This window comes from Microbacterium jejuense (assembly GCF_039544225.1).
GTDB lineage: Bacteria > Actinomycetota > Actinomycetes > Actinomycetales > Microbacteriaceae > Microbacterium > Microbacterium jejuense.
In genome coordinates, this window is sequence record NZ_BAABLG010000003.1 from 525,080 (window position 1) to 547,612 (window position 22,533).

The following is a 22,533-nucleotide window of genomic DNA, read 5'->3' on the forward strand; positions in this document are numbered from 1 at the left end:
TGTGCCCCTCTGACCGTATGACGCCGCGGTCAGCCGAGGAAGGATGCCCCGTAGACGGCCGCATAGGCGATCACGTTGAGCCAGAACACCGACACCACGCAGAGGCCGGTGAGGAGCACGAGCGCGAACTGCCACCAGGTGCGGCGCCATCCGAGGGCGAAGGCGACCCCGAAGATGATCACCGGGAACACCACGGCAAGAAGCAGCACGAACCAGCCGTACCCGTTCAGCCCGAGCGGCCCGTTCGCCTGTTCGATCAGGAACGCGAGCGCGTTCCAGAGCGCATACGCGTAGAAGAGCCCGAACACCACCGAGACGGTCACGAGGCCCCAGACGGGCATCCGCAAGCGGGACGGGCGCGCGGCCGGCGCGGCATCCACGATCTCGTCGCTCATTGTCCGATCGCCCCCAGCATGATGAACGGCCACGGCAGCAGCAGCACGGCGCCCGCGACGAGCCACGTCAGCCGGACCCATGCGCGCGATCGCGCCGTCAGGGCGAACACCGTCGCGAACCACACCACCGGGGCGAGGATCGCCAGCCACAGGCTGACCTGATAGCCCACCGGTGACACCAGGAAGGCGGCGGTGCCCTGCAGGCGCAGTCCGCCGATGATCCAGCCGATCGCGAAGAGGGCGTACACGCCGCCGAGCACTCCGACGCCGATCAGCTCGCCGTTGCCCATCGGCCCGCGTTCGGCAGTCGTCGCCCCCGAGGTGGGTGCCGCACCCGCCGCTGCGGCCGCGGCCACGGTCTCGCTGCCCCTGCCGACCGCCGTGAAGCCCTCGGGCAGTTCGGGGGTGGCGTCGGTCTCCGCCTCGTCGGCGGCATCGGCATCGGCGTCCGTCTTGTCGTCCGGATCGGCGGACGCGCCCAGGTCGAGCGTGGGGTCGTCGTCGCCGCCCCAGGAGAGGGCGTCGTCGTCGCGGCCTTTGGTCACGGTCCCAGCGTAGTGCCGCCGTGCGCTCAGCCGAGTGGGCGCGCGGTCAGGGCGTCGGTCTCGACGGCCTTCGCGTGCTGCAGCGCGAGCGGCACCGCGAACTCGTCGTCCGCGTCGGTGTAGCGCTGCTGCAGCCCGTCGGCGAGGATGCGCCACGGGCGCTCGTTCGACGGCGTGGCGTCGTCGCCGTCGTCAGGGAGGAACTGCTCGTAGTCGTAGGGATGGCTCGAGGTCGCGGCCAGCGGCACCGAGAACGTGTCGACGGCCAGCATGCCCGCCGCAAGGTCGACCTGCAGCAGCCGCTGGAACCCGGTGGCCCGCTCCCCCGACGGCGTGCGGAACTCCTGGTAGTCGGCGAGCGCCTCCAGCACCGTGTGGCCGGGGATGCCGCCGGCGTTCTCGGTGACGATCGCTCCGATGCCGTGGAAGTGCCCCGACAGCACGAGCACGACGTTGCGATGGGGTGCGACGACGCGCTCCCACAGCTGATCGCCGTGCGAGACCCATCGCGAGGTCGTCGAGCGCTCTGCGTCGTCGTCGGCCGTGGCAGGCGTCAGGTGCTCGTGGGTCGAGATGACGACGTTGGCATCAGGATGCGACGCCACGACCTGCTCGGCCCACGCGATCTCGGGCTCGCCGTAGGCGTAGGGCAGCGAGATCATCACGAGGCGTGCGCCGCCCGCTTCGATCCACGACCAGCTGGCGCCGTTGTCGTCGGGTGTCAGCGAGCCGCCGTACCAGGGGGCGTCCCGGTAGCGGTCGGGGCCGAAGTACTCGTTGAACAGGTCGCGCGTGACGCCCCGCTTGCTGTCGTGGTTGCCCGGCAGCACGCTGTTCGGGATGCCGCTCTCGTCGAGCACCTCCTGCAGCCGCGATGCCGTCGCGAACTCGCGGCGAGCGCGCTCCTCGGGCTGGTCGGGATCCACCCAGTTCTGCACGAGGTCGCCGGTGTGGGTCACGAAGGCGATCTTGCGCGCGGCCGCGTTCTCGGCGAACCACGCCACCTCGCCGGCGTACACCTCGGGGTACTGCTCGGTGTAGTACTGCGTGTCGGTCAGATGCCCGAGCGCGACGTCGTAGTCGGCGGGATCGGCGAGCCCGTCGCTCTTCGCGGCTGCGGATTCGGCGCGCGGCACGACCTGCACGAGCAGTTCCGCCACGCCGCCTGCGGCCTCGTCGGCGTGCACCGCCCCCGCCAGCGTCACGCCGCTCGACGCGCTGCCGGCCGCGTCGGCTGTCGTGCTGCCCCACGCCTCATCGAGGGATCGCCAGCCGGCGGGCCGGTCGTCGGATGCCGGCGCCCAGACCGAGAGCCGCACCGCCGCGCGTCCGACGGTGCGTCCCTGCCAGGTCACCTCGACGCCGTCGGCGGGCATGCGCGCGCGCAGCCGCAGGTACGGCAGGTCGTAGCCGTCGTCACGGGCGACGAGCGCGGTGCCGTCGGTCGCGCGCTCCCCCGCGACGCCCAAGGTCGCGAGCGGCCGGGCGGAGGAGCCCGTGTATGCGGCGAGCACCTCGACCGCATCGCCCGTCGTGCCGGGCGCGGGGCCCGTCCCGAGCGCCGCAGGCTGCGCCGCGACGGTGCGGGCGAGCTCGGCGCGCGCCGTGTCGAGCGCCAGCGAGATCTCATGGTCGATGTCGTCCCGCGGCACGTGCGCGAGCACGCCGGGCGTGGCCGCCGCGGGCGCGAAGTCGCTCGCGTCGTCGCCGGTGAAGGCCACCCGCTGCAAGGTCTCGCCACGCAGCCTGTCGACGGCGAACGTCGACAGCGCGAGCCCCTTCGTGCAGGCGCTGTCGCGGTCGACGCTGTCGTCCATCTCGTTGCGGTGGTACACGCCGACGCTGTCGATGCGCCTGCCTGCGGCATCCTGCAGCCACACGCCGGCACCGGCGAGCTCGAGCGGGACGACGTAGCGCGCATCGGCGGCCTTCGCCGCCGCGGTTCCCGACAGCGCGGCCGTGTACGTATCGTCGGGCGCCAGCACGGTGTCGTGCGCGACCACCGCGAGGTCGTCGGTGCGGCGGAAGCCGTCGGCGCCGCACGGCACGAGCGTCCACCCCGAGATGTCGACGTCGTGGTCCGAGAAGTTCGCGATCTCGACGAAGTTGCGGCGCGGCGTCCCCTCGATCCGGGGGTCGGTCGCGATCTCGCTGACAGCCACGCCCGGCCCGGACGAGTACGTGAACACGGCCGCCACGTCGTCGGTGCCCGCCGCGTTGGGTGCGCCTGGCGTGCGGGACGCGATCGCGAAGGCGCCGTCCGCCTGACGCTGCCAGCTCTCACCGGTGCGGTAGTCCAAGACGGCGGGGAGCTTGTCGCGCCCGCTCTGGCAAGCGGTGTCCTCGTGGGATGACACGCCGACGCCGTCGACGCGGCGCCCCCCGGCATCCACCAGCAGCACCCCCGAGACGGTGTCGGCGAGCGAGGTCGCGGTGCGCACGTCGTTCCTGCCGGCAGCGGTGAACCCCGGACCGCCGATCACCAGGCGAGCGCCCGACACGAGCCGCGCATCGTCGGCGAACACGTGCTGCAGCGCCTCGGAGGGCGCCGCGCCGGTGGCGGTGCAGCGGTACACGCGCCAGCCGGCCAGCGACACGTCTGCCGCCCCGGTGTTGCGCAGCTCGACGAAGTCGTCGCCGTGACCGCCGGGGCCGGCGGCGGCGAGTTCGTCGATCCGCACCGTCGCCGTCGAGTCCTCGGCCACACGGTTGCGCGCTCCCGGCGTCGCCGTCGCACGCACCCACGCGCCGTCGGGGTCCGAGCCCAGCAGCTGCCAGCTCTCGTCGATCGCGGCCGCCGTGGTCACCGGCAGCTCGGTGCGCCCGCCGCACTCCGACATCGTCGGCGCCGGATCGTCTGGATACACCGCGATCGCATCGATCGCCGTCTCACCGGGACCGATCACGATCAGCCCGTAGCCGCGCGCGTCCAGGCGAGAGGTCGGGAACGCGCGTCGCTCCCCCGCCGCGAGCACGACGCCGTGCAGCGAGCCCTCGGCGTCGCCGCGTGCGGCCCGAAGGCCCTCGGCCGAACAGCGGTACACCGTGAAGGGGCTCAGATCGACGGCCTCGCCCGAGAGATTGGTCAACTCGAAGAAGCCGCCGTCCGCGCCGCGGGACCCGGCCGGCACCACCTCGGTCAGGATCACGCTCCCGTCGGCAGTGAGCGCCGCCGCGGGCCTGTCGGCACCCTGTGCCGCGCTCCCCGCCAGCGCCGCAGCGCCCAGCATCAGGATGGTCGTCGTGAGGATCGCCGTCAGGCGGCTCGCATCGCGCACGTCGCGACGCTCCCGCGCGCAGGTGAACCCCGAGGGACCGTCCGAGGATCACCCGGTGACGGCCATCCGTCGATCCGCCCCCGCGGGAGCGTCGCCCGGTCGGCTCAGTCGAACAGCCGCTCCATCAGCGCGTGCCAGGTCTCGGGGCCGACGATACCGTCGGCCGGCGGCAGCACCAGCTGCTGGAAGCGGCGCACCGCCGCGTCGGTGAGCGGCCCGAAGTCCCCGTCGATCGTGGCTCCCACAAGCGACTGCGCCGCGCGCACCGCCTCACCATGGTCGCCCTGACGCACCGTCACGATCAGGTGCGGCCAGTCGAGCTGCCCCACCGTCGTCGAGATCTCGGTCGCCCGCAGCGTCTGCTGGTAGACCCGGACGGCCTGGCCGCTCAGCGGGCCGAAGACGCCGTCCGCGACGATCGTCGCGCCGTGCGCGCGAAGCAGGTGCTGTGCGGCGCGGACGCGCCAGTTGGTGTCCTGGGTCGCGCCGACCTTGACGAGCGCCCACGGCCGCGGCCCGGGCGTGAAGGTGCTGAAGAACGACCAGGTCTCCCGCCCCGCGGCCGAGTCCTGCGTGAGGCCCCACGACTCCTGGAAGAACCGCACACGCTCGGCGGTCACGGGGCCGTAGCTGCCGTCCACGACGAGCGGGTCGACGCCGGGCGAGGGCACGAGCCCGAGCTGCTGCACGGCGCGCACGGCATCGCCCGACGATCCGGCGTGGACCGGGACGACCAGGCGCGGCCACGTCACCGGTCCGACGGCGCCGTCCGCGGTGAGGCCCTGCGCGGTCTGGAACGCGGAGACGGCCGCCGCGGTAGCGGGTCCGTACACGCCGTCCGGCGCCACGACGTGCCCGCGGGCGCGCAGCAGGTATTGGATTCCGGGCACGAGCGCCGCGGTGGACCCGCTGGCGATGGTGCTCCACGGTTCGACGTTCATGGCGACTCCCTCATTCGGCCCTGCAGTCGGCGGGAGCGGAGGCTCCCTGAGGGCAGAGTCGTCGCGCACGGCGGGTGATACCTCCCCGTCGGGGAGTGAATGGATGCCGCGCCTCAGCGCACAGCAGCCGCCACGGCCTCGGTGACCGTCGCCGCGTCCGTGACGTCGTGTCCGGCCGAGCCGCCGCCGGGGCCCGACGGCGCATCGTGCCCCGCGCGGGAGCGGGCCGACAGGTGGACGGCGTCGACACCTGCCGCGAAGAGCGCGGGGATGTCGGCCGGCTGCACGCCGCCGCCCGCCATGACCTCGATCCCACCCGAGCGCGATGCGAAGGCGGCGAGCGCCTCGAGCCCGTCGATGGCGCGCGGCGCGCCTCCCGACGTCAGCACGCGATCGACGCCCTCGGCCACCAGCGCATCGAACACCGCCGCGGGATCGGCTGATGCGTCGATCGCACGGTGGAAGACGAGGGTCGCCGGGCCCGCGGCATCCCGCCACCGCCGAAGCGTGTCGACGTCGAGTCCGCCCGACGCGGTCAGCGCTCCGACCACGACGCCGCCGGCGCCGCGCTGGACGCCGGCACGGATGTCGGCCGTCACCATGGCGACCTCGTCGGCGTCGTAGACGAACCCGCCGCCGCGCGGGCGGACCAGGACGTTGACCGCCGACGGGTCGACGGCCGCAAGCACGGCCTCCAGCAGCCCGAGCGACGGGGTGAGACCGCCGGCTTCGAGCGCCTGGCAGAGCTCCAGCCGGGTCGCGCCGGCGCCCATCGCGATGCGGGCCCCTGCGGGGTCCTGGACGGCGATCTCGACGGGGCGAAGTGCAGACATGCCGTGAAGCCTACCGTCGGCGTCGCCGCGCTCCGCGTCGGAGGACGGCACCGGGTCCGCCGGCCGTGGGACCCGCCGCGCCCCGTCGGCGGCAGGTCCCGCCGATCACGAGAAGCGCGGCCGGCGCGGTGCGGCGAAGTGTTCGCGCAGCCAGACGCCCAGGCCCGTGTGCGCGTGCACCTCGGGGCGCTGAGGCGTGATGCCGACGCCGCGGTCGGCGACCGTGCGCCGGTTCTCGTGTTCGCGGTACAGCGTGGCCGTCCGCTCGCGGTGAATGCGGTCGGCCAGGGTCAGAGTGCTGGCGTCCATGGCCTTTCCTTTCCTTCGGGTTCGCCGGGTCTCGGCGTTGTGCTCAGTAGGGAGCGGACCGGAGTCCGCGGTGATACGTGCGCGGCCGGATCAGCGTGCCGTGACACCACGTTGGCCACCTCCGGTATCCGCGCCGTGACCGCCCGGTACTCATCCGGTACTCGCGCACGACGAGCCCGTTGACGCGGCGCGCGGGTGAACTCACACTTTCTGCATGGCCATCAGGGTGCTGGGGCCGCTCGATACGGGGAGCGAGCACGCCCTGAGCCCGCGAGAGCGGGCGGTGCTCGCGGCACTGATCGTGTGTGCGGGTCGCGCGGTCGCGCCCGGCGAGCTCGCCGAGGCGTGCTGGGGCGAGACCCCGCCGCGCACGTGGCCGCAGCAGGTGAAGACCGCGGTCGCCCGCATCCGCTCCGGTCTGGGCGCCCGCGCCGTGGTCACCCGCGGTTCCGAGTACGCACTGGGGCTCGATCCCGCGACGATCGACGCGTTCGAGTTCGAGCGGCTCGTCTCGGCAGCCCGGATGCACTCGCTCCACGAGGAGCACGACCGCGCGATCGACGCCTACCGGCGGGGGCTGGCGCTGTGGCGCGGACGGCCGTACCCCGAGCTCCCGGACTGGGAGCCGGCCGCGGTCGAGTCCGAGCGGCTCGCCGAGATCCGCGACAGCGCCGAGGAGGAACTGCTCGAGGCTCGCCTGGCCGAGGGCGAGCACCGCGCCGTGATCGCCGACGCGGAGCGTCTGGTGCGGGCGCGTCCGCTGCGCGAGAACCGGTGGGCGATCCTCGCGATGGCGAACTACCGCGCCGGACGCCAGGCCGAGGCTCTCGCCACCGTGCGCGGCGCGCGCGAACGGCTGGCCGACGAGCTCGGCATCGACCTCGGAGAGCGCCTGCGCTCGCTGGAGGCGGCCATGCTCAACCAGGACCCGGCGCTGGCACCCGTGCGGACGCTGCATCGGGTGAGCGACAGTTGCCCCTATCGCGGTCTCTCGGCCTACTCGCCCGACGACGCCGATGTGTTCTTCGGGCGCGAGGACGACATCGCTGCCATCCGCGACCGCACCCGCCCCGGCACGCTCACCACCGTCGTGGGCGCGTCCGGCTCGGGCAAGTCCTCACTCGTGCTCGCCGGTGTCGTCCCGCGCGTCTCGGACGGCCGGCGCGTCGCAACGGTCACCGCCGGACGCGACGTCGCCGCGGTGCTGCGCGCGCGCATCGCGCAGAGCGGCGTGGCCGACATCGTCGTGGTCGATCAAGTCGAGACGGTCTTCCAGCTCGCCGAGCGCGAGCAGGAGGAGCTCTGCGCGCTCGTCGCCCACGCGGTCGCCGCGGGGGCGACCGTGCTGATGACCCTCCGCAGCGACTTCCTGGATCGGGCCACCGGCCTCCCCCACATCGGCGGCGTGATCGGCCGCGGCGTCTACGCGATCGGCCCACTGTCGGCCGAAGGTCTGCGCGAGGCGATCGAACAGCCCGCCGCCCGCGCCGGGCTGCGGCTGGAGGCGGGCCTGGTCGAGCTGATCCTGCGGGATGCCGGTGACCGGCGCGCCACGCTCCCCCATGTCTCGCACGCACTGGTCGAGACCTGGATCCGACGCGAGGGTGCGACGCTCACTGTCGCCGGCTACGAGGCGTCGGGCGGGATCGCCGGCGCCATCGCGCAGTCCGCCGAGACGCTGTACCGCTCGCTCGAACCCGAGCAGGCCGACGCCTGTCACGCCCTGCTGCTGCGGCTCGTCCAGCGCGGTCCCGACGGCGCGACAGTGCGACGGATCGCCCATCTCGAACCGCTCGTCGACGACACCGCACGCCGGCGCGTGCTGGACCGCCTGGTGGCCGCACGCCTGCTGACCGTCGACGGCGACACGGTGATGGTCGCCCACGAGGCGATCGCGCGGGCATGGCCACGGCTGGACGGCTGGCTCGAGCGCGATGCGGCGAGCGCACGCGTCATGGCGCTGGTCGCGTCGACGGCGGAGCTGTGGGATGCCGACGGCCGGCGTGAGGAGGACCTGCTGCGAGGTGCCCGTCTGCAGGCTGCGGTCGAGTGGGCGGAGGCATCCGATCCCGATCTCACCGTTTCGGAGCGGGCGCTCATCGACGAGTCGGCCGCGCACGAGCAGAACGAGATGCGCACGCTCGCCGACCATGCCGCCCACGAGGCGCGCAGCAACAGGCGGCTGCGGTGGACCCTCGGCGGAGCAGCCGTGCTCATGGTGGGCGTGCTCGTCACCGGTGGACTCGCCGTCGTGCGAGGACGAGAGGCGACCGCGGCCGCCGAGGACCAGCTCATCGAGGCGACCACGAGCAGATCCCTCGACCTCACCGGCACCGACCGCGCCGTCGCCGCGCTGATGGCCGTCGCCGCCTGGCAGCGCTGGCCCGACGACGCCCGCACCCGAGCCGCGCTGCTCGGGACGATGACTGCCGCCGCCGGCTTCGTGGGCACCACCTACATCCCCGACACGACCCAGCGTGTCGCCGCAGCGCCGATCCCCGGGACCCGGACCGTCGCCCTTGTGCGCGACTACTACACGCTCGAAGTGCGCGATGTGGACGACGGCGCTCTCGTGCGGACCATCCCCACCGACTTCCCCCGAACCGGACAGGAGGTTCGCCCCTGGATCCGGGTGAGCGCCGACGGCAGCACGATCCTCGTGATGCAGCACATCGACGAGCTCCCGATGCCCGTGTGGGAGGACCCCGACCCGCCGGTCGACCGCGATGAGATGGTCTACTTCTTCGACGCCGCCACGGGGGCGGCGGTCGGGAGCCCCGTGCACGTCGCCGAGTGGGGTGAGACAGTCGACCTCTCGCGCGATGGACGGTACGCGACGTGGGCGTCGGCGGGCACCACGGTCATCGTCGACCGCGACACGGGCTCGCTCACCCGGGTGGCCGCCACGGTCCCCGCACCGACCGATCGGCCCACGTCGTCCTTCGCGGCCTCTGCCTTCCGGCCAGACGGCAGCATCGTCGCCACCAACATCGACGACGCCCTCTTCGTCATCGACCCGGCGACAGGCACGGCCTCGCGGACCGGGACGGTGCCGGCCGACACGGGCGGCATCGAACTCGCCGTCGCGGCCGACGGGACCGTCGTGGTCGCCGGCGACTCGATCATCGCCGGCGTCAGCCCGATCGGGACCCCGCTGTGGCGGGTCGTCCCGTCGGTGGGCGACGAGTGCGGCCGTCTGACGGCGTCGGCAGTACAGCGACTCGTGGTGTGCGGGACGCCCTCGGGGCGCATCGTCATCCGCTCGCTCGACACGGGCGCGCTGGCCTCAGACCCGTTCGCCTACCAGCTCGGTGACGCCGGCGAGCCGGTGCTCACCGCGGACGAGACCGAGGTCTGGTTCATGAACGCGCTCTCGCCGAGCATCGGCCGCATGCGGATCGACGGCGGCGGCCCCGCCGCGACGTCGTTCGGCGGCCCCGATGCGTATGCGCTCACCGGCACGGACCCGTCGGGGCGCTACGTCGTGCTCGGCTCCCGCGCCGCCAAGGACCGCGCCCCCGACGATGACCCACGACCTCTCACCGTGTGGGACACGGCCACCGCGAAGGCGGCGACGGACCTGACCGCGCTCGGCGACCCCGATCCGTGGCGCACGCGCTCCGTCGTCGTCAGTGCCTCGTGGATCGCGCCGGCACGCCTGTTCCTGGTGTTCCACGACCCGCGGACCGACACCGAGCACTATGCGCTGTACGACGTCGCGAACGCCATCCTGACGCGGGCCGTTCTGGACGACACCGTCGAGCGGTTCTTCCTCGCGACCGGCGGGCGCCTGTACGCGCTCATCACCGTCGACGACGGGACCCCGCGATCCCGAATCGTCCGCTACGACCAGGTCACGATGCGCCGGGTCGGCGCCCCGATAGACATCGACGGCCTGCCGCAGACCGTCTCCGCCAGCGCCGACGGGTCCCGCGTGGTCATCACGAGCTGGTCGCCGGCGCAGCGGCCGTGGCAGACGCGCGTGTTCGACGCCGACGGCCGGGTCGTGGCCGAAGGACTCGGCGACACCACCCGCACCGTCGTCTCGGGCGACCGCGTCATCGCCTCCGACGTGTCGGGACTGCTCTCGCTCACCCTCGACCTGAAGCCGGCGGAGTCGATCACCTCCAAGGCGGCCTGGTTCCTGGATCTGAGCGTCGACGACCGCGGGCGCACGCTGCTGACCACCGCCGGCGGGCGTGACGGACTGACCGTCATGGATCTCCCGTCGGGCCGGATGCTCGGCCAGCCGATCGACGTCTACCGCTACTCGCAGCCGGCCACGATCGACGCGGACGGCCGAGGATTCGTGGACTCCGGCGACCGCGCCGCGCAGTACTGGACGCTCGATCCCGCTGAGCAGGCCGCCGCAGCCTGCCGGCTGGCCGGTCGCGAGCTCACGCCCGAGGAATGGCAGAGCTTCCTCGCGGACCTCGGGACGCGGCATCCACTCTGCGAAGCCCTGCTCGCCCACCCGCAGCCGACGCCCAGCGATTGACGCGGACACGGCGACGGCCCGGCCCGCCACCGGGACCGGGCCGTCGCCGCGCGATCAGAAGACCGGTGCGCCGGCTCGCACCAGACGCCAGTTCACGACGTGGAAGTCGGCGGGGTCGATCGAACCGGCGGCGGCCGCGAACGCGACGATCGCCTCGCGGATCGCGACTTGCGCGTTGTAGACGACCGGCGCCGTCGCGATGTGCGGGAAGCCGCCGCCGCCCGACTGGCGGTAGTTGTTGACCGCGACGACGAAGCGCTGGTCCGGCGCGACATCGGCGTTGTCGTACCTGAGGTTGACGATGCGCGAGCCCTGGTCCTGCGAGATGTCGACGTCGTACGTCACGCCCGAGAACTGGTCGTAGTTGTAGTCGGGGGTGCCGAGCGCGTTCGTCCACGCCTCGGGCGTCACCGCCGCGTCGGGGGCGACCTTCATGAAGTACTTCGCCGAATACTCGAGGTACTCCTTGATCTGCGCTCCCGTGAGCACCGACGCCATCAGCGTGTTGTCGTAGATGTACAGGCCCGCGACGTCCTTGATGGTGACCTGCCCGGCCGGGAACGTCGCGGCGCGGTTGAACGGCGCCGCGATCGAGATCACCGGGAGGGATGCCTCGGGCGTGCCCGCGATCGCCTTCGCGACGGTCTCGACCTGGACGTGGTTGACGTAGTCGAGGATCGCGGTGTCCTTCCAGCACGACTCCGCGGCCGACAGCACCTCGGTGGAGGTCGCGACCGCGGTGTTGACGTACGCGACGACGGCGTCGTGCTGCGCCTTCACGACCGCCACGAGCGCCGGGTCGTCCTCCACCGTGTTGGAGTTGAGCGTCTTCGCGGTCGCGCTCACGATGCTCCATCTGCCCGCCCGGAACGCCAGATCCAGGTCGAAGCGGCTCACACGCTGCCCCCACTTGCCCGGCTCGCTCATGACCACGTTGTCGCCGGTGGTGGCGTTGGCGACGATCCGCTGCGGGACGTCGTTGTGAGCGTGGCCGAAGAGGATCACGTCGATGCCGGGCACCTGCTCGGCCAGCAGCGCGGACGCGTTCTCCACCGGCAGATCCGAGCCGTACGAAGACAGGCCGCTGTCACCCGCGTGCACACTCACGACGATCACATCGACGCCGCGGCGTCGCATCACGGGCACCCAGCGGGCCGCCGACTCGATCACGTCGAGAACGTCGACGCGCCCGCTCACGTTCGCCTTGTCCCAGATCACGACACCCGGATTCGTGAGTCCGAGCACCCCGACCCGGATGACCGGCAGCCCCGGGCCCGCGTGCATGTTCTTGATGACGAACGGCTCGAACCGCGGCACCACAGTTCCCTCGTGCACCGCGTTGGCCGCCAGCGCCGGCGCCTCCAGCTGCGAGATCCAGTTGTCGAGGAAGTCCAGGCCGTAGTTGAACTCGTGGTTGCCGAGCGCGACGGCGTCGTAGCCGATCGCGTTGAACTGGGCGGCCATCGGGTGGATCGCACCCGACGTCGTCACCGGGTCGACGGTGGCGTAGTAGAAGCCGAGCGGCGTGCCTTGGATCGTGTCACCCGCGTCGAACAGCAGCGTGCGCTGCGCCCCGACCTCGGCGCGGACCTGGTTCACCAGAGTCGAGACGCGCGCCAGGCCGATCGCGTTCTTGCCGCTGTCCGCGTAGGCCGCGTCCTTGTAGTAGTCCCAGTTCAGCGCGTTCGAGTGGAGGTCGGACGTGCCGAGGATGGCGATCTTGACGGTCTTCGCGGGCGGCGCGGCAGTCGCCTTGGGTGCGCCTGCCCATCCCGCCGCCAGGAGCACGCTCGCGGCGGAGGCGCTGGTGAGGAGTGTGCGGCGGCTGAGGCCCGACCGCGGCGGATCCTCCGTCCGGGGGGTGAGGTCGTCGGATGCGTTGTCAGGCATGTGTTCTCCCATGGCGAGGATCACACCACGGGCGCGATCCCCGCGACAAGAGCCGGACGATGAGGAAACTCTCAGCAACCGGAGAACGGCAGGTGACATGCAGAAGACCCGGCCCCCGCGAACGGGAGCCGGGTCTTCGACGCGGGGATCAGCGCGCGGCTGAGCCCTCGACGTAGTCCTCGTCCTGCTGCTTCCACGCGAACAGGGCGCGCAGCTCCTTGCCGGTCTTCTCGATCGGGTGCTGCGCCTCCTTCTCGCGCAGCGCGAGGAACTCCGGAGCACCGGCGTCCTGGTCGTCGATGAAGCGCTTGGCGAACGCGCCAGACTGGATGTCGGCGAGCACGGCCTTCATGTTCTCCTTCACCGACGGGTCGATGACGCGGGGGCCCGACACGTAGTCGCCGTACTCGGCGGTGTCGGAGATCGACCAGCGCTGCTTGGCGATGCCGCCCTCCCACATGAGGTCGACGATGAGCTTCAGCTCGTGCAGCACCTCGAAGTAGGCGATCTCGGGCTGGTAGCCCGCCTCGGTCAGCGTCTCGAAGCCGTACTCGACGAGGTGCGACATGCCACCACACAGCACCGACTGCTCACCGAACAGGTCGGTCTCGGTCTCTTCGGTGAAGGTCGTCTTGATGACGCCGGCGCGCGTGCCGCCGATCGCCTTCGCGTACGACAGCGCGGTCGCCCACGCGGTGCCCGAGGCATCCTGCTCGACGGCGATGATGTCGGGGATGCCGCGCCCGGCGACGTACTCGCGACGCACAGTGTGGCCCGGAGCCTTCGGCGCGACGAGGATCACGTCGACGCCCTCGGGCACCTGGATGTAGCCGAAACGGATGTTGAAGCCGTGCGCGAACGCGAGCGTCTTGCCGGCCGTCAGCTTGTCCTTGATCGACTCGGCGTAGATCGAGCGCTGGTGCTGGTCGGGCGCCAGGATCATGATGAGGTCGGCCCACTCGGCCGCGTCGGCGACCGACTTGACCTCGAAGCCCTCGTCCTGGGCCTTCTCGGTGGACTTCGAGCCCTCCTTGAGGGCGATGACGACCTCGACACCCGAGTCGCGAAGGTTCTGGGCGTGCGCGTGGCCCTGCGAGCCGTAGCCCACGATCGCCACCTTCTTGCCCTGGATGATGCTCAGGTCGGCATCGGCGTCGTAGAAGATCTCAGCCATCTTCGTTGTTTCTCCTTGATGTTGCGGTTTGGGAAATCGGGATGCCGCGGCTCAGCCGCGCAGGACCCGTTCGGTGATGCTCTTGCCGCCTCGGCCGATCGCGACCAGGCCCGACTGGGCGAGCTCTTTGATGCCGAACGGCTCGAGGGCGCGCAGGAAGGCCTCGACCTTGCCCTTGTCGCCGGTCACCTCGACGACGACCGCGTCCGGGGCGTAGTCGACGATCTGCGCGCGGAAGAGGTTCACGACCTCGAGCACGTTCGAGCGGGTCTGGTTGTCGGCGCGCACCTTGATGAGCATGTGCTCGCGCTGCACCGACCCGGCCGGGTCGAGCTCCACGATCTTGATCACGTTGATCAGCTTGTTCAGCTGCTTGGTGACCTGCTCCAGCGGCAGCTCGTCGACGTCCACGACGACCGTGATGCGCGAGAGCCCCGGCACCTCGGTGACGCCCACGGCGAGCGACTCGATGTTGAAGCCGCGGCGGGCGAACAGCCCGGCGACGCGGGTGAGCAGACCCGGCTTGTCCTCGACGAGGAGGCTCAGCACGTGACTCGTCATGGCTCAGTCCTCCATCTCGGCGAAGGCGGGCGAGTGGTCCAGTGCGTACTGGACGTAGCTGTTGCTCACGCCCTGCGGCACCATCGGCCAGACCATCGCATCGGCGCTCACGACGAAGTCGATCACGACAGGGCGGTCGTTGGTCTCCAGCGCGGTCTTGATGGCGGCATCCACGTCCTCCTCCTTCTCGACGCGCAGCGCGAGGCACCCGTACGCCTCGGCCAGCTTCACGAAGTCGGGGATGCGCACCGTGCCGTGGCCGGTGTTGAGGTCGGTGTTCGAGTGGCGGCCGTCGTAGAAGAGGGTCTGCCACTGGCGCACCATGCCCAGCGACGAGTTGTTGATGATCGCGACCTTGATCGGGATGTTGTTGATCGCGCAGGTCGCGAGCTCCTGATTGGTCATCTGGAAGCATCCGTCGCCGTCGATCGCCCACACCGCACGGTCGGGCTCGGCGACCTTCGCGCCCATCGCCGCGGGCACCGCGTAGCCCATCGTGCCGGCGCCGCCGGAGTTGAGCCAGGCGTTCGGCCGCTCGTACTTGATGAACTGCGCCGCCCACATCTGGTGCTGGCCGACGCCCGCGGCGTACACGCCCTCGGGTCCGGTCAGCTCGCCGATGCGCTGGATCACGTACTGCGGCGCCATCAGGCCGTCGGTGGGCTGCGAGTACCCGAGCGGGAACTCGTCGCGCAGACCGTCGAGGAACGACCACCACTCGGCGATGTCGGCGGGCTGCCCCGCCGCCGCGGTGCGGTATGCCGCCTCGAGGTCGACCAGCACGTCCTTCAGGTCGCCCACGATGGGCACATCGGCCGTGCGGATCTTCGAGATCTCGGCGGGATCGATGTCGACATGCACCACCTGCGCGTGCGGAGCGAACTGCGAGGCCTTGCCTGTGACGCGGTCGTCGAACCGCGCGCCGAGGGCGACGATGAGGTCGGACTCCTGCAGCGCGAGCACCGCCGGCACCGTTCCGTGCATGCCCGGCATTCCGAGGTGCTGCGCGTGGGAGTCCGGGAAGGCGCCGCGTGCCATGAGCGTCGTCACCACGGGGGCGCCGGTCGCCTCGGCGAGCGTGCGCAGCTCGTCCGACGCCTGCGCGCGGATGACTCCGCCGCCCACGTACAGCACGGGCTTCTTGGCCTCGGCGATCAGCTGCGCTGCCGCCTGGATCTGCTTGCCGTGCGCCTTGGTCACCGGACGGTAGCCGGGCAGGTCGATCTTCGGCGGCCACACGAACGGCGCCTCGGTCTGCTGCGCGTCCTTCGTGATGTCGACGAGCACGGGGCCGGGGCGTCCGGTCGACGCGATCTCGAAGGCCGCCGCGATCGCGCCGGGGATGTCTTCGGCGCGCTTGACGAGGAACGAGTGCTTCGTGATCGGCATCGTGATGCCGACGATGTCGGCCTCCTGGAAGGCGTCCGTCCCCATCAGGGTCGAGAACACCTGCCCGGTGATGCACACGATCGGCACAGAGTCCATGTAGGCGTCGGCGATCGCGGTCACGAGGTTGGTCGCACCGGGGCCGGAGGTCGCGATCGCGACACCGGTCTTGTTGGACGACGAGGCGTAGCCCTGGGCGGCGTGGCCCGCGCCCTGCTCGTGGCGCACCAGGATGTGGCGCACCGACTCGGCGTCCATGAGCGGGTCGTAGACGGGCATGATGGCGCCGCCCGGGAGCCCGAAGACGTCTGTGACGCCCAGGAGCTCGAGCGAGCGGACGACGGCCTCAGCGCCCGTGAGCACGGGCGTCGAAGCGGTGCGGGCTGGCGGCCGTGGAACGGCGGCGGTGTCGGCTGACATGAAGGGATCCTCTGATTCCTGTCGGAGGGGATGTCGGACGCCAGAACTCAACCGGTCGTCGCACCCTCTGCAGCAGAGCGGACGAGACGGGAGTACTTGGCAAGGACGCCACGGGTATAGCGCGGGGGAAGCGGCTCCCAGCCAGAGCGGCGGGAGTCAAGCTCAGCCTCGTCGACGAGTAGGTCGAGAGTGCGAGCCGCGATATCGACCCGTATCAGATCACCATCGCGCACGAAGGCGATAGGACCTGCGTCCACCGCTTCGGGTGCTATGTGGCCGATGCACAGGCCGGTTGTGCCGCCTGAGAATCGTCCGTCCGTCAAGAGTAGTACATCTTTTCCGAGCCCAGCGCCCTTGATGGCCGCGGTGATCGCGAGCATCTCGCGCATGCCGGGACCGCCCTTGGGGCCCTCGTAGCGGATGACCACGACGTCGCCGGCGGCGATCTCGCCGGCCTCGAGCGCGTCCATCGCGGCGCGCTCGCGCTCGAACACGCGGGCAGGTCCTTCGAACACGTCGGCATCGAAGCCCGCGCTCTTGACGACCGCACCCTCGGGGGCGATCGAGCCGTGCAGGATCGTGATGCCGCCCTTGGCGTGGATCGGGTCGTCGAACGAGTGGATGACCGTGCCGTCGACCGGGTCGGGGTTGAGGTCGGCGAGGTTCTCGGCGAGCGTCTTGCCCGTGACGGTCAGGGCATCGCCGTGCAGCAGGCCCTCGTCGAGCATCGCCTTCATGATCACCGGGATGCCGCCGTGACGGTCGACGTCGTTCATGACGTACTTGCCGAACGGTTTCATGTCGGCCACGTGCGGCACCTTGTCGCCGATGCGGTTGAAGTCGTGCAGGCTCAGCTCGACCTCCGCCTCGCGCGCGATCGCGAGCAGGTGGAGGACGACGTTGGTCGAGCCGCCGAGCGCCATCGCGAGGGCGATCGCGTTCTCGAAGGCCTCTTTGGTGAGGATGTCGCGGGTCGTGATGCCCTGGCGCAGCAGGTTCACCACGGCCTCGCCCGAGCGGTGGGCGAAGTAGTCGCGGCGGCGGTCGGCCGACGGCGGCGCAGCCGAGCCCGGCAGCGAGAGGCCGAGCGCCTCGGCCACCGAGGCCATCGTGTTGGCGGTGTACATGCCGCCGCACGCGCCCTCACCGGGGGCGATCGCGCACTCGATGCGCTTGAGGTCGGCCTCGCTCATCTTGCCCGCGAGGCACGCGCCGACGGCCTCGAACGAGTCGATGATGGTGACGTCCTTCTCGGTGCCGTCCGAGAGCTTGACCCAGCCGGGCGCGATCGAGCCGGCGTACAGGAAGACGCTCGACAGGTCGAGCCGGGCCGAGGCCATGAGCATGCCGGGGATCGACTTGTCGCAGCCGGCCAGCAGCACGGAGCCGTCGAGGCGCTCGGCCATGATGACGGTCTCGACAGAGTCGGCGATGACCTCGCGCGAGACGAGCGAGAAGTGCATGCCCTCGTGGCCCATCGAGATGCCGTCAGAGACCGAGATGGTGCCGAACTGCAGCGGGTAGCCACCGCCGGCGTGCACGCCCTCCTTGGCGCCCTGCGCGAGGCGGTCCAGGCTCAGGTTGCAGGGGGTGATCTCGTTCCAGCTGGACGCGATGCCGATCTGGGGCTTGTCCCAGTCCTCGTCGCCCATGCCGACGGCGCGGAGCATTCCGCGGGAGGTCGTCGCTTCGATGCCGTCGGTGACGACGCGGCTTCGGGGCTTGATGTCGATGGAGTTATCAGCAGCGGGTGAATCGGGCTGGGCCATTGTTGCAGTCTATTCCCGCTCCGGCACCGCCTCGTCCGGCATGACGACTCAGCCCAGGGCGCGGGTGCGCTCCTCCGCGAGACGGCTCAGCAGGCCCGCCAGCGCCGCGATGTCGGGCACCCGCACGGCCGCCGAGGACGGGCCGTCCCCGACGCGCACGCCGACGTCGCCCGGGCCGAGGCTCGCGATCGCGTCCTCATCGGTGACGTCGTCCCCGGCGAACAGCACGGCCGTCGCGCCGACGCGCTCGCGCAGCTCGGCGACGGCGGAGTCCTTGCCCTCGTGCCGGAATGCGAACTCGACGATGTTGTGCCCTGTCCGGCGACGCCAGTGCGGCGCCTCGTCGGCCACGATCCCGTCGACGATCCGGTTCGCCTCGGCCGCGTCGGCGGCGTCGGCCCGGCGCGTGTGCACGCCGAACCCGAACGTCTTCGGCTCGATCCAGACGCCTTCCAGGTGGGCGGTGGCGCGCTCGGCGTGGGCGCGCAGCGTGTCGCGCAGTCGCACGTCGGCCTCGTCCTCGCCGTGACTGACGAGCCCCTCGCCCGGGATCCAGAACTCCGCCCCGTGCGACCCGGCCAGCAGCACGCGCGACCCGTCCCGGTGCTCGGCGATGACGCGCAGGTCGACGAGGCTGCGCCCCGACACGAACGCCACCATGGTCTCGGGGGCGGCGACGAGCGCCTCGACGGCGTCGCGCGCGGCGGGCAGCATCCGCGCGTCCATCGGCTCGTCCTCCAACGGCGACAGCGTCCCGTCGAAGTCCAGCGCCACGAGCAGCCGGGTGGATGCCGCCAGCCGGGCGATCGCGTCGCCCGTCGCCGGTTCGGCCGCGGTCACGCGCGTCCTCGCTTCTTGGCGCGTCGCGCCTCGTCCAGCGCGTCCAGGAACGATCGCGACCACCTGTCGACGTCGTACTCGGTCACCTTCTTGCGCAGCGCCCGCATCCGGCGTCCCTGCTCGGCGGCCGGCATCTCGATCGCCCGCATGATCGCCTCCTTCATGCCGCCGATGTCGTGCGGGTTGATGCGGATGGCGCTGGGCAGCTCGTCGGCCGCGCCGGCGAACTCGCTCAGCACGAGGACGCCGCGGTTGTCGGTGCGCGTGGCGACGTACTCCTTCGCGACGAGGTTCATGCCGTCGCGCAGGGCGGTGACGAGCATGACGTCGGCGGCACGGAACAGCGCCACCATCTCTTCGCGCGGATACGCCTGATGCAGGTAGCGGATGGCGGTGTGGCCCATCGTGTCGTAGTCGCCGTTGATGCGCCCGACGGTGAGCTCGATCTCGTCGCGCAGCTGCATGTAGGCGTCCACGCGCTCGCGGCTGGGGCTGGCCACCTGCACGAGGGTGACGTCCTCGACGTTGAGGCGACCGTCTTCGAGCAGCTCTCCGAACGCCTTCAGCCGGTGGCGGATGCCCTTCGTGTAGTCGAGGCGGTCCACCCCCAGCAGGATCTTCTTCGGGTTGCCCAGGCTCTCGCGGATCTCGGCGGCGCGCGCCTTGATGGCGGGCCGCTCGGCCATCTCGACGTACGACGCCGTGTCGATCGAGATCGGGAACGCCTTCGCCAGCGCGTTGCGGGTCGTGCCGTCGGCCTGCGGCACCGTGATGCCGGTCGCCTTCGTCTGGTAGCGCAGCTGGCGACGCACGGCGCGTGCGAAGTTGCCGGCATCCGCCACGCGCTGGAAGCCGATGACGTCGGCGCCCAGCAGTCCCTCGAGGACCTGACGACGCCAGGGCAGCTGGGAGTACAGGCCGTGCGCCGGGAACGGGATGTGGTGGAAGTAGCCGATCGTGAGGTCCGGCCGCGCCTCGCGCAGCATGGCCGGCACGAGCTGCAGCTGGTAGTCCTGCACCCACACCGTGCCGCCCTGCGCGGCCACCGAGGCTGCCGCGTCGGCGAACCGCCGGTTGACCTTCACGTAGGCGTCCCACCACACCCGCCGGTAGCGCGGTGCGGCGATCACATCGTGGTACAGCGGCCAGAACGTGTCGTTCGACATGCCCTCGTAGTACAGCTCGACCTCTTCGGCGCTGAGCGCGACGGGCACGAGGTGCGTGCCCTCGAACTCGAACGGCTCGACGTGGAGATCGGGCTGGCCGGGCCATCCCACCCACGCACCGTCGGCACGACGCATGACGGGTTCGAGGGCGGTGACGAGCCCCCCGGGCGAGCGCCGCCAGTCCGAGTCGCCCTCGGGATCGGTCACCCGATCGACAGGCAGGCGATTCGCGACGACGACGAGTTGGGCGAGACGTTCCGGATCGGGCACGCGGCCTCCTGACGGTTGGCGGGCTCGGCCTGCTCAGGCTATCGCGCCCCGCGACAGCACGCCCGCCGCGCGATAGCGTGGGCGAATGCGCACGTACCTCTTCGGCACCGGCATCCTCACCGCGATCACGAGCGGCATCGCGCTGCTGCGCGATATCCGCGACGGCGAGCCGTTCACGTGGCGCACGGCCCTCGCCTGGGCCAGCTGGGCGATCACGCTCACCCTCGCGATCGGCGCGATCGTCGACGTCCGCCGCGCCCGGCACGGCGCGATCGTGCCGGCGGACTCCCCCGTCTCGGGCCGGGAGCGCAAGCTCGCCGCCCGCGCGCATCGCTGAAGCCCCGCAGACCAGAAGAGAGTGGATGCCGTCGGGTGACGGCATCCACTCTCTCGCTGTCTGAGCGCGATCCTCAGCGGGTCAGGATGAGCGCGTCGCCCTGACCGCCGCCGCCGCACAGCGCGACGGCCGCGGTGCCGCCGCCGCGGCGGACCAGCTCGTGCACCGCGTGCACGACCAGCCGGTTGCCCGACGCGCCGATCGGGTGCCCGATCGCGATGCCGCCGCCGTGCGGGTTCACGACGTCATCGGCGAGGCCCAGCTCACGCTGCGAACGGGCGACGACGGCGCCGAACGCCTCGTTGATCTCGACGAGGTCGAGGTCGCCCGGGGCGATGCCCTGCTTGGCGCACGCCTTCTCGATCGCGCGCGCCGGCTGGGCGTGCAGCGAGTTGTCGGGGCCGGCCACCTGGCCCGATGCCCCGACGACGGCGAGCACGGGCCAGCCGTTCGCGTCGGCGTGCGAGCGCGTCGTGAGCACGACGGCCGATGCCCCATCCGAGATCTGCGAAGAGTTGCCGGCGGTGATCGACCCGCCCGCAGCGAAGGCAGGACGCAGGCCCCCGAGGGTCTCTACCGTGGTCTCGGGACGGATGCCCTCGTCCCGGGTCACGACGACCGGCTCCCCGCGCCGCTGCGGGATCTCGACGGCCACGATCTCGGCGTCGAACACACCCGCCTCCTGTGCGGCCGCGGCGCGCTGGTGCGAACGTGCGGCCACGGCGTCCTGGTCTTCACGGGTGACCGCGAAGCGCTCGTTGTGACGCTCGGTGGAGGCGCCCATGCTCTCGGCGTCGTACGCGTCGGTGAGCCCGTCGTACGCCATGTGATCGAGCACCTCGACCGAGCCGTAGGCCCAGCCCTCGCGCGAGCCCATCAGCAGGTGCGGTGCGCGCGTCATCGACTCCATCCCGGCGGCGACCACGACGCTCGCGTCGCCGACGGCGATCATCCGGGCGCCGTCGATGATGGCGGTGAGGCCCGACAGGCACACCTTGTTGACCGAGCCGGAGTGGACGTCCCACGGGATGCCGGCGCCCACTGCCGCCTGTCGCGCGGGGTTCTGCCCGGCGCCGGCGGCCAGCACCTGCCCGACGAGCACGGCGTCGACCGCGTCGGCGGGGATGCCCCCCTGCGCGAGCGCACCGCGGATCGCGGCACTGCCCAGCTGCACCGCGGTCAGCGGCGCGAGCTGGCCCTTCAGCCGCCCCTGCGGGGTGCGGGCGGCGGCGACGATGACGATGTCGTCGTGGTTCATGATTCCTCCTTGAGGGTCGCAGCGAGCGCGTCCGCGACGCGGAGCCCGGGTTCGGTCGCGGCGATCACTTCGGCGACGGTGACGCCGGGGGCCGTCTCGACCAGCACGAGTCCGGCATCCGTCACGTCGATGACGGCGAGGTCGGTGATGATGCGGTCGACGACGCCGCGGCCGGTGAGGGGCAGCGAGCATGCGTCGACGATCTTGGCGGAGCCGTCCTTGGCGACGTGCTCCATGAGCACGATGACCTTCGCGGCGCCGTGGACGAGGTCCATCGCGCCGCCCGGGCCCTTCACCATCTTGCCCGGGATCATCCAGTTGGCCAGGTCGCCGTTCGCCGACACCTGCATCGCGCCGAGGATCGCGGCGTCGATCTTGCCGCCGCGGATCATGCCGAAGCTCGTGGCCGAGTCGAAGAAGGCCGCCCCGGGAAGGGTGGTGACAGTCTCTTTGCCGGCGTTGATGAGGTCGGGGTCGACGTTCTCCTCGGTCGGGTACGGGCCGACGCCGAGGATGCCGTTCTCGGACTGCAGCACGACAGTGACACCCTCGGGCACGTAGTTGGGCACGAGCGTCGGCAGACCGATGCCGAGGTTGACGTAGGCGCCGTCGGCGAGCTCACGGGCCGCGCGGGCGGCCATCTCGGCGCGGGTGAGCGCCATG

17 protein-coding genes are annotated in these 22,533 nt (G+C 71.5%); 2 read left to right on the forward strand and 15 right to left on the reverse strand.

Features of this window, described 5'->3' with window-relative positions; all coding sequences use genetic code 11:
- Nucleotides 1–29 precede the first annotated feature (29 nt).
- The 6 genes from ABEA46_RS06940 to ABEA46_RS06965 form a co-directional block, all read right to left on the reverse strand.
- Entirely contained in the window at nt 30–395 is a 366-nt protein-coding gene (locus ABEA46_RS06940; RefSeq protein ID WP_345543646.1) for a bacitracin resistance protein, read from the reverse strand.
- A complete protein-coding gene (locus tag ABEA46_RS06945; protein WP_345543647.1) occupies nt 392–940 on the reverse strand; it encodes a DNA polymerase III subunit gamma/tau in 549 nt (182 codons plus the stop codon). Before ABEA46_RS06945 ends, ABEA46_RS06940 begins: the two co-directional genes overlap by 4 nt.
- 26 nt (nt 941–966) lie before the next feature.
- Nucleotides 967–4,218 (reverse strand): lamin tail domain-containing protein, encoded by a 3,252-nt coding sequence (locus tag ABEA46_RS06950; protein WP_345543648.1) that lies wholly within the window; start codon nt 4,216–4,218, stop codon nt 967–969.
- A gap of 104 nt (nt 4,219–4,322) precedes the next feature.
- Nucleotides 4,323–5,159: a peptidoglycan-binding domain-containing protein gene (locus tag ABEA46_RS06955; RefSeq protein ID WP_345543649.1), complete on the reverse strand. Its 837-nt coding sequence runs from the start codon at nt 5,157–5,159 to the stop codon at nt 4,323–4,325.
- A gap of 113 nt (nt 5,160–5,272) precedes the next feature.
- On the reverse strand, nt 5,273–5,992 hold the full coding sequence (locus ABEA46_RS06960) for a copper homeostasis protein CutC (RefSeq protein ID WP_345543650.1): 720 nt from the start codon (nt 5,990–5,992) through the stop codon (nt 5,273–5,275).
- Nucleotides 5,993–6,097: 105 nt separating this feature from the next.
- Nucleotides 6,098–6,301, reverse strand: a complete 204-nt coding sequence (locus ABEA46_RS06965; protein ID WP_345543651.1) for a hypothetical protein — start codon at nt 6,299–6,301, stop codon at nt 6,098–6,100.
- Nucleotides 6,302–6,515: 214 nt separating this feature from the next.
- On the opposite strand from ABEA46_RS06965, the gene ABEA46_RS06970 reads away from it, so the two are divergent.
- Nucleotides 6,516–10,799, forward strand: a complete 4,284-nt coding sequence (locus ABEA46_RS06970; RefSeq protein WP_345543652.1) for an nSTAND1 domain-containing NTPase — start codon at nt 6,516–6,518, stop codon at nt 10,797–10,799.
- 54 nt (nt 10,800–10,853) lie between these two features.
- Here ABEA46_RS06970 and ABEA46_RS06975 read toward each other — a convergent pair whose 3' ends face one another.
- The 7 genes from ABEA46_RS06975 to ABEA46_RS07005 form a co-directional block, all read right to left on the reverse strand.
- Nucleotides 10,854–12,689 carry a bifunctional metallophosphatase/5'-nucleotidase gene (locus ABEA46_RS06975; RefSeq protein WP_345543653.1) on the reverse strand — a complete coding sequence of 612 codons (1,836 nt, stop codon included), beginning with the start codon at nt 12,687–12,689 and terminating at the stop codon, nt 10,854–10,856.
- 148 nt (nt 12,690–12,837) lie between these two features.
- Nucleotides 12,838–13,863, reverse strand: coding sequence for a ketol-acid reductoisomerase (gene ilvC, locus ABEA46_RS06980; RefSeq protein ID WP_345543654.1), 1,026 nt, complete (start codon nt 13,861–13,863; stop codon nt 12,838–12,840).
- 51 nt (nt 13,864–13,914) lie between these two features.
- A complete protein-coding gene (gene ilvN / locus ABEA46_RS06985; protein WP_345543655.1) occupies nt 13,915–14,424 on the reverse strand; it encodes an acetolactate synthase small subunit in 510 nt (169 codons plus the stop codon).
- Nucleotides 14,425–14,427: 3 nt separating this feature from the next.
- Nucleotides 14,428–16,230, reverse strand: a complete 1,803-nt coding sequence (locus tag ABEA46_RS06990) for an acetolactate synthase large subunit (protein ID WP_345543656.1) — start codon at nt 16,228–16,230, stop codon at nt 14,428–14,430.
- A 47-nt stretch (nt 16,231–16,277) separates the two neighbouring features.
- Entirely contained in the window at nt 16,278–17,999 is a 1,722-nt protein-coding gene (gene ilvD / locus ABEA46_RS06995) for a dihydroxy-acid dehydratase (RefSeq protein WP_345543657.1), read from the reverse strand.
- 48 nt (nt 18,000–18,047) lie between these two features.
- Entirely contained in the window at nt 18,048–18,839 is a 792-nt protein-coding gene (gene otsB / locus ABEA46_RS07000) for a trehalose-phosphatase (protein ID WP_345543658.1), read from the reverse strand.
- Nucleotides 18,836–20,275, reverse strand: a complete 1,440-nt coding sequence (locus tag ABEA46_RS07005) for an alpha,alpha-trehalose-phosphate synthase (UDP-forming) (RefSeq protein ID WP_345543659.1) — start codon at nt 20,273–20,275, stop codon at nt 18,836–18,838. The genes otsB and ABEA46_RS07005 overlap by 4 nt, the downstream gene beginning before the upstream one ends.
- A gap of 85 nt (nt 20,276–20,360) precedes the next feature.
- Here ABEA46_RS07005 and ABEA46_RS07010 point away from each other — a divergent pair, with 85 nt between their 5' ends.
- Nucleotides 20,361–20,612 carry a hypothetical protein gene (locus ABEA46_RS07010; RefSeq protein WP_345543661.1) on the forward strand — a complete coding sequence of 84 codons (252 nt, stop codon included), beginning with the start codon at nt 20,361–20,363 and terminating at the stop codon, nt 20,610–20,612.
- Nucleotides 20,613–20,685: 73 nt separating this feature from the next.
- Here the strand turns inward: ABEA46_RS07010 and ABEA46_RS07015 are convergent, their stop codons facing one another.
- The gene (locus ABEA46_RS07015) at nt 20,686–21,870 is read right to left on the reverse strand and encodes an acetyl-CoA C-acetyltransferase (protein ID WP_345543662.1); all 1,185 of its coding nucleotides are present in this window, start codon (nt 21,868–21,870) and stop codon (nt 20,686–20,688) included.
- On the reverse strand, nt 21,867–22,532 hold the full coding sequence (locus ABEA46_RS07020; protein ID WP_345543663.1) for a 3-oxoacid CoA-transferase subunit B: 666 nt from the start codon (nt 22,530–22,532) through the stop codon (nt 21,867–21,869). The genes ABEA46_RS07015 and ABEA46_RS07020 overlap by 4 nt, the downstream gene beginning before the upstream one ends.
- Between the last annotated feature and the right edge of the window lies 1 nt (nt 22,533).

Coding starts and splice junctions, on each gene's coding strand:
- ABEA46_RS06940 (WP_345543646.1), bottom strand. CDS start 395: ATGAGCGACGAGATCGTGGATGCCGCGCCGGCCGCGCGCCCGTCCCGC.
- ABEA46_RS06955 (WP_345543649.1), bottom strand. CDS start 5,159: ATGAACGTCGAACCGTGGAGCACCATCGCCAGCGGGTCCACCGCGGCG.
- ABEA46_RS06960 (WP_345543650.1), bottom strand. CDS start 5,992: ATGTCTGCACTTCGCCCCGTCGAGATCGCCGTCCAGGACCCCGCAGGG.
- ABEA46_RS06965 (WP_345543651.1), bottom strand. CDS start 6,301: ATGGACGCCAGCACTCTGACCCTGGCCGACCGCATTCACCGCGAGCGG.
- ABEA46_RS06970 (WP_345543652.1), top strand. CDS start 6,516: ATGGCCATCAGGGTGCTGGGGCCGCTCGATACGGGGAGCGAGCACGCC.
- ABEA46_RS06975 (WP_345543653.1), bottom strand. CDS start 12,689: ATGCCTGACAACGCATCCGACGACCTCACCCCCCGGACGGAGGATCCG.
- ilvC (WP_345543654.1), bottom strand. CDS start 13,863: ATGGCTGAGATCTTCTACGACGCCGATGCCGACCTGAGCATCATCCAG.
- ilvN (WP_345543655.1), bottom strand. CDS start 14,424: ATGACGAGTCACGTGCTGAGCCTCCTCGTCGAGGACAAGCCGGGTCTG.
- ABEA46_RS06990 (WP_345543656.1), bottom strand. CDS start 16,230: ATGTCAGCCGACACCGCCGCCGTTCCACGGCCGCCAGCCCGCACCGCT.
- ilvD (WP_345543657.1), bottom strand. CDS start 17,999: ATGGCCCAGCCCGATTCACCCGCTGCTGATAACTCCATCGACATCAAG.
- ABEA46_RS07010 (WP_345543661.1), top strand. CDS start 20,361: ATGCGCACGTACCTCTTCGGCACCGGCATCCTCACCGCGATCACGAGC.
- ABEA46_RS07015 (WP_345543662.1), bottom strand. CDS start 21,870: ATGAACCACGACGACATCGTCATCGTCGCCGCCGCCCGCACCCCGCAG.
- ABEA46_RS07020 (WP_345543663.1), bottom strand. CDS start 22,532: ATGGCGCTCACCCGCGCCGAGATGGCCGCCCGCGCGGCCCGTGAGCTC.